At 69.0% G+C, this 6,740-nt stretch carries 1 protein-coding gene; it reads left to right on the top strand.

The features are described from left to right. Positions 1 to 6,740: type I polyketide synthase (locus ACLZOT_RS49570; protein ID WP_416975922.1), on the top strand; the 6,740-nt coding region annotated here is incomplete at both ends.

Genomic DNA, 6,740 nt, shown 5'->3' with positions numbered 1-6,740 from the left:
CGGCTGGCCCGTCCGGATGCGGGGGCGTTGATGCGGCCTGTTGCTGGTGGTCTTGTCGGTGACGGCACGGTGTTGGTGACGGGTGGGACTGGCACGTTGGGTGGTCTGCTGGCGCGGCACTTGGTCGACCGGCATGGCGTACGGCATTTGCTGCTGGTGTCGCGGCAGGGTATGGCCGCGCCGGGTGCGCGGGAGCTGGTCGAGGAGTTGACCGGACTGGGTGCCCAGGCGCGGGTGGTGGCGTGTGATGTGTCAGACCGGGACGCCATAGCCGAGCTGATCACCGGGGTGCCACAGCAGCATCCGCTCACCGCAGTGATTCATACGGCGGGTGTGTTGGACGACGGGACGGTCACGTCGTTGACGCCGGAGCGGATCGATACCGTGATGCGTCCGAAGGCGGACGCGGCGTGGTATCTGCACGAGGCGACCGCCGGGCTGGGCCTGGCCGCGTTCGTTCTCTTCTCGAGCTTCGCGGCGACTTCCGGTTCTCCGGGGCAGGGCAACTATGCCGCGGCCAACGCGTTCCTGGACGCGCTGGCGTTGCACCGGCACGCGCAGGGCCTCCCGGCCACGTCGCTGGCCTGGGGCTGGTGGGCCGACACCAGCAGCATGACCGGACGTCTGGGGCAGAGCGATCACGCTCGGCTGGGCCGGGCTGGCGTGCGTGCGATGTCGGCGGCGGAAGGGCTGGCGTTGTTCGACCTGGCCTGCCGACGCCCGGAAGCGAATCTGGCCCCGGTCGGGCTCGACCTGCCACGGCATGGCAGGTCGGTGCCGCCGCTGTTGCGGGGTTTGGTGGCCGGTGGGCCGGTGCGGCCGCTTGCCCGTGCGGCTGACCGGGACGGCTCCGGTCTGGCCGGGCGGCTGGCCCGCCTGACAGCTGCTGATCAGCAGCGACTGCTTCTGGACCTGGTGTGTGGTCATGTCGCCACCGTTCTGGGACACGCCTCCGCGGGAGCTGTTGACGCCGAGAAGGCGTTGCGGGACATGGGCTTCGATTCGCTGACGACGGTGGAGTTGCGCAACAGGCTGGCGGCAGCGACGGGACTCCGGCTGCCCGCGACGTTGGCATTCGACCATCCGACGGCCTCGCGGCTGGCCACCCACCTGAGGCAGCAACTGACTGGCACGGTCGAGGCCGTGCCGGTGGCTCCCGTTGTGGTGAAGGCGGAGCCGGACGAGCCGATCGCCATCGTAGGGATGGGCTGCCGATTCCCCGGCGGGCTCTCGTCGCCGGAGCAGTTGTGGGATGCGGTGGTGTCCTCGGCTGATGTGGTGGGTGAGTTCCCTGTGGATCGGGGCTGGGATCTGGTCGGTGACAGGTTCGCCCGGGTGGGTGGGTTCGTCGAGGATGCGGACGGGTTTGATGCGGGGTTCTTCGGTATTTCGCCGCGTGAGGCGTTGGCGATGGATCCGCAGCAGCGGTTGCTGTTGGAGACGTCGTGGGAGGCGCTGGAACGGGCCGGCATCGACCCGAACACGCTGAAGGGCAGCAGGACCGGGGTCTTCGTGGGCGGGGCCGGTTTCGGGTACGAGACTGTCGCGGAGGCATCGGACGAACTGGACGGATTCCGGCTCACCGGTGGCGCGGACAGCGTGTTGTCGGGACGGATCGCGTACGTGCTGGGGCTGGAAGGGCCCGCGATCACGGTGGACACGGCGTGCTCGTCGTCGTTGGTGGCCTTGCATCTCGCGGTCCAGGCGCTGCGGTCGGGGGAGTGCGATCTGGCGTTGGCCGGTGGTGTGACGGTGATGGCCACACCGCGGATCTTTGCCGAGTTCGCCGTTCAGGACGGGCTGGCGGCCGATGGCCGCTGCAAGGCGTTCGCCGCATCGGCCGACGGGGTCGGGCTCGCGGAAGGCGCCGGGTTGGTGGCCGTGGAGCGGTTGTCGGATGCCCGGCGTAAGGGGCATCGGGTGTTGGCGGTGGTGCGGGGTTCGGCGGTGAATCAGGACGGTGCGTCGAACGGGTTGTCGGCGCCGAGTGGTCCGTCGCAGCAGCGGGTGATCCGGCAGGCGTTGGCCAGTGCGGGTCTGACCACGGCTGAGGTGGATGTGGTGGAGGCGCACGGTACGGGCACCCGGCTGGGGGATCCGATCGAGGCCCAGGCCCTGTTGGCCACCTACGGGCAGGACCGGCCGACGGATCGTCCGCTGTGGCTGGGGTCGCTGAAGTCCAACATCGGTCATACCCAAGGCGCGGCGGGTGTCGCCGGTGTGATCAAGATGGTGTTGGCGATGCAACACGGGCAACTGCCGCGGACGTTGCATGTGGACGCGCCGAGCCCTGAGGTGGACTGGTCGGTCGGTGCGGTGGAGTTGCTGACGGAGCAGCGGCCGTGGCCGGTGGTGGACCGGCCGTGGCGGGCGGGGGTGTCCTCGTTCGGGATCAGTGGCACCAACGCTCACCTCATCCTCGAACAGGCCCTCGAACCAGCGCCGGTGTCCGGTGTGAAGTCTGCTCCGGTGGTGTCGTCGTCGGTGGTGCCGTGGGTGGTGTCGGCGCGGTCGGAGTCGGCGTTGCGGGAACAGGCGCGGCGGCTTGCGGTGTATGTGGAGGCGGATCCGGGGCTGGACCCGGTCGACGTGGGCGCGGCACTGGTGTCGACCCGGGCGGGTCTGGAGCACCGTGCGGTGGTCCTGGGTACGGACAGGGACGAGCTGATCGCCAGGCTGGCCGGGCTTGCGGAGGGTGGGCCGGGTGCCGGGGTAGTGATCGGCAAGGTCGGCCAGAGTGCGGCCGGTGGGCGTGGTGTGGTGTTCGTGTTCCCTGGTCAGGGGTCGCAGTGGGCGGGTATGGCGCAGGAACTGCTGGCGGCTTCACCGGTGTTCGCGGAGCGGATGCGTGAATGTGCTCGGGCGTTGGCGCCGTTCGTGGAGTGGGACCTGCTGGAGGCGCTGGGGGACCAGGAGGCGCTGGAGCGGGTTGATGTGGTGCAGCCGGTGCTGTGGGCGGTGATGGTGTCGTTGGCGCACCTCTGGCAGTCGCTGGGTGTGACGCCTGCTGCGGTGGTGGGGCATTCGCAGGGTGAGATCGCGGCGGCCTGCGTGGCGGGCGGACTGTCGCTGGACGACGCGGCCAGGATCATCGCGGCGCGCAGCCATCTACTTGCCAGGTCGCTGGCCGGGCATGGCGGGATGGCGTCGGTGCGATTGCCGCTGGTCGAGGTGGAGTCGCTGATCTCCCGGTGGGATGGGCGGTTGTCGGTCGCGGCGGTCAACGGGCTCTCGTGGGTGGTGGTGTCCGGGGACGCCGAGGCGGTGACCGAGCTGGTCATGGCGGGTGAGACGGAGGACTTCCGGGCCCGTCGGATGGACACGGACTGCGCGGGGCATTCCGCGCAGGTGGAACTGATCAGGGCCGAGCTGATCGAGTCCCTGGCAGACGTCACCCCGGTGGAGGGAACTGTCGCGTTCTACTCGACGGTGACGGGTGAGCTGACGGACACCCGTGAGCTGGATGCGGAGTACTGGTACCGCAATCTGCGGGAGACGGTGCGGCTGGCCGACACCACCCCGGTGCTTGCCACGGCCGGCTACGGGACGTTCGTAGAAGTCAGCCCGCATCCGGTGCTGACTCCGAGTCTGGAGGAGACGCTGTTCGAGTCCCACCCGGCGGCGGTCGTGACGGGGACGCTGCGCCGGGGTGAGGACGAACTTGAGCAACTGCTGACCGCACTGTCCACTCTCCACACCCACGGTGTTCCGGTGGACTGGTCTGCGGTGATGGGCCGGGGTTCGGGCCAGGCCATCGAGTTGCCGACATACGCGTTCCAGCGGGAGCGGTACTGGCCGCGCCCTCGGGCTGCGGCCGGAGATGCGCGAGGTATGGGGTTGGTGTCGGTGGGGCATCCGTTGCTGGGTGCGGCGGTGGAGTTGGCTGGTGGTGAGGGTGTGGTGTTCACCAGCCGGCTGTCCCTCGCTTCACACGACTGGCTGGCCGATTACACGGTGAGTGGTCTGGCGGCGGTGCCGGGCACTGCGTTCGTGGAGTTGCTGGTTAGGGCGGGCGATGAGGTCGGGTGTGGTGTTGTGGAGGATCTGGTGTTGGAGCGGCCGTTGGTGCTGCCCGAGCACGGGGCTGTGCAGGTGCAGGTGGTGGTCGAGGCGTCGGCGGAGTCGAGTCGTCGTGCGGTGAGTGTGTACTCCCGGCCGGAGGAGACAGCAGGGGAAGCGGCCTGGGTACGGCACACCGGTGGAACGCTGACCTCCGAGGCTGCGGCGTCTGCGGGTACGGAACTGATGGTGTGGCCGCCGGCGGGAGCGGTGCCGGTGCCGGTGGATGACCTCTACGACGGTCTGGCCGAGGCGGGTTATGGATACGGGCCGGTGTTCCGGGGGTTGCGGGCGGTGTGGCAGCGGGATGGGGAAGTCTTCGCTGAGGTGCGGCTGCCTGACGAGGCGGCTGAGCTGGCGGGGGAGTTCGGGATCCACCCGGCGTTGTTCGACGCCGCCCTGCACGCAGCCGCGTTCCTGCCCGCCGGGGGCGAAGGCGGGCTCCCGTTCTCCTGGAGCGGAGTGTCCCTGCACGCGTCGGGCGCACGGTCACTGCGCGTGGAACTGTCGGCGACTGACGACGGCGTGCTCTACCTGAATGCAGCTGACGACACCGGTGCTCCGGTGGTGTCGGTGGGCTCGCTGACGCTGCGTTCAGCGTGGGCGGAACTGCTGGATTCCGGGGACGAACAGCGGTCGCGGTCCAGCCTGCCACGGCATCGTGGGCCGGCCCGGCCGGTTGCCCGCGCGGGCGACCAGGACGGTTCCGGTCTGGCCGGGCGGTTGGCCGGTCTGACTGCTGCTGATCAGCAGCGGCTGGTTCTGGATCTGGTGTGTGGTCATGTCGCGACCGTTCTGGGGCACGCCTCCGGAGTGGCCGTCGATCCCGAGAAGGCGTTGCGGGACATGGGCTTCGATTCGCTGACGACGGTGGAGTTGCGCAACAGGCTGGCGGCAGTGACAGGTCTGCAACTGCCTGCGACGTTGGCGTTCGACTACCCGACGGCCTCGCGGCTGGCCACCCACCTGAGGCAGCAACTGACTGGCACGGTCGAGGCCGTGCCGGTGGCTCCCGTTGTGGTGAAGGCGGAGCCGGACGAGCCGATCGCCATTGTGGGAATGGGGTGTCGGTTCCCGGGTGGGGTGTCGTCGCCGGAGGAGTTGTGGGCCTTGCTCGCGGGTGGTGTGGATGCGATCTCGGCGTTCCCGACACAGCGTGGCTGGGATCTGGTCGGTGACGGTTTCGCCCGGGTGGGTGGGTTCCTCCATGGGGCGGCGGAGTTTGATGCGGGGTTCTTCGGTATTTCGCCGCGTGAGGCGTTGGCGATGGATCCGCAGCAACGGTTGTTGTTGGAGACCTCGTGGGAGGCGCTGGAACGGTCCGGGATCGACCCGATCTTGTTGAAGGGCAGTAGGACCGGGGTGTTCGTGGGTGGTGCTGGTTCGGGTTATGAGGCTGTCGGGGGTGCCTCGGAGGAACTGGACGGGTACCGGTTGACCGGTGGTGCGGGCAGTGTGTTGTCGGGGCGGATCGCTTATGTGCTGGGGTTGGAAGGGCCGGCGGTGACGGTGGACACGGCGTGTTCGTCGTCGTTGGTGGCGTTGCACTGGGCCGCGCAGGCATTGCGCGCTGGTGAGTGTGATCTGGCGTTGGCCGGTGGTGTGACGGTGATGGCGACACCGGGGGTCTTTGCCGAGTTCGCCGTGCAGGGTGGGCTGGCGGCGGATGGTCGCTGCAAGGCGTTTGCTGCGTCGGCTGATGGTACGGGGTGGTCTGAGGGTGTTGGGTTGTTGGTGGTGGAGCGGTTGTCGGATGCTCGGCGTAAGGGGCATCGGGTGTTGGCGGTGGTGCGGGGTTCGGCGGTGAATCAGGACGGTGCGTCGAACGGGCTGTCGGCGCCGAACGGTCCCTCCCAGCAGCGGGTGATCCGGCAGGCGTTGGCCAGTGCTGGTCTGACCACGGCTGAGGTGGATGCCGTGGAGGCGCACGGGACCGGCACCCGGTTGGGAGACCCGATCGAGGCCCAGGCGTTGCTGGCGACTTATGGGCAGGACCGGGATCGTCCGTTGTGGCTGGGGTCGCTGAAGTCCAATCTCGGTCATACGCAGGCCGCTGCTGGTGTCGCTGGTGTGATGAAGATGGTGCTGGCGATGCAGCGGGGTGTGTTGCCCCGCACCTTGCACGTGGATGCGCCGAGCACGGAGGTGGACTGGTCGGCTGGTGCGGTGGAGTTGCTGACCGAACAGCAACCGTGGCCGGTGGTGGACCGGCCGTGGCGGGCAGGTGTCTCCTCGTTCGGAGTCAGTGGCACCAACGCTCACCTCATCCTCGAACAGGCCCTCGAACCAGCGCCGGTGTCCGGGATGGAGTCTGCTCCGTCGGTGGTGCCGTGGGTGTTGTCCGCTGGGTCGGAGTCGGGGTTGCGGGACCAGGCGCGGCGGCTTGCGGCACACGTGGAGGCGGTTCCGGGGCTGGGCCTGGTGGACGTGGGTGCGGCACTGGTGTCGACCCGGGCGAGCTTGGGGCATCGTGCGGTGGTTCTGGGCAGGGATCGGGACGAGCTGATGCAGGGTCTGCGTGGGTTGGCTGCAGGGGAGTCTGGTGCCGGTGTGGTGAGTGGGGCGGCCGGTCAGGGCGGCAGGACGGCGTTTTTGTTCACGGGGCAGGGTGTGCAGTGGGTGGGGATGGGGCGGGGGTTGGTGGGGGAGTTTCCGGTGTTTGCTGAGGCGTTCGGGGAGGT

It is taken from the genome of Streptomyces sp. 4F14, from assembly GCF_048159485.1.
GTDB lineage: Bacteria > Actinomycetota > Actinomycetes > Streptomycetales > Streptomycetaceae > Streptomyces.
Note: the sequence above shows the minus strand (reverse complement) of the source record. Positions and strands in the feature narration are given on the sequence as shown.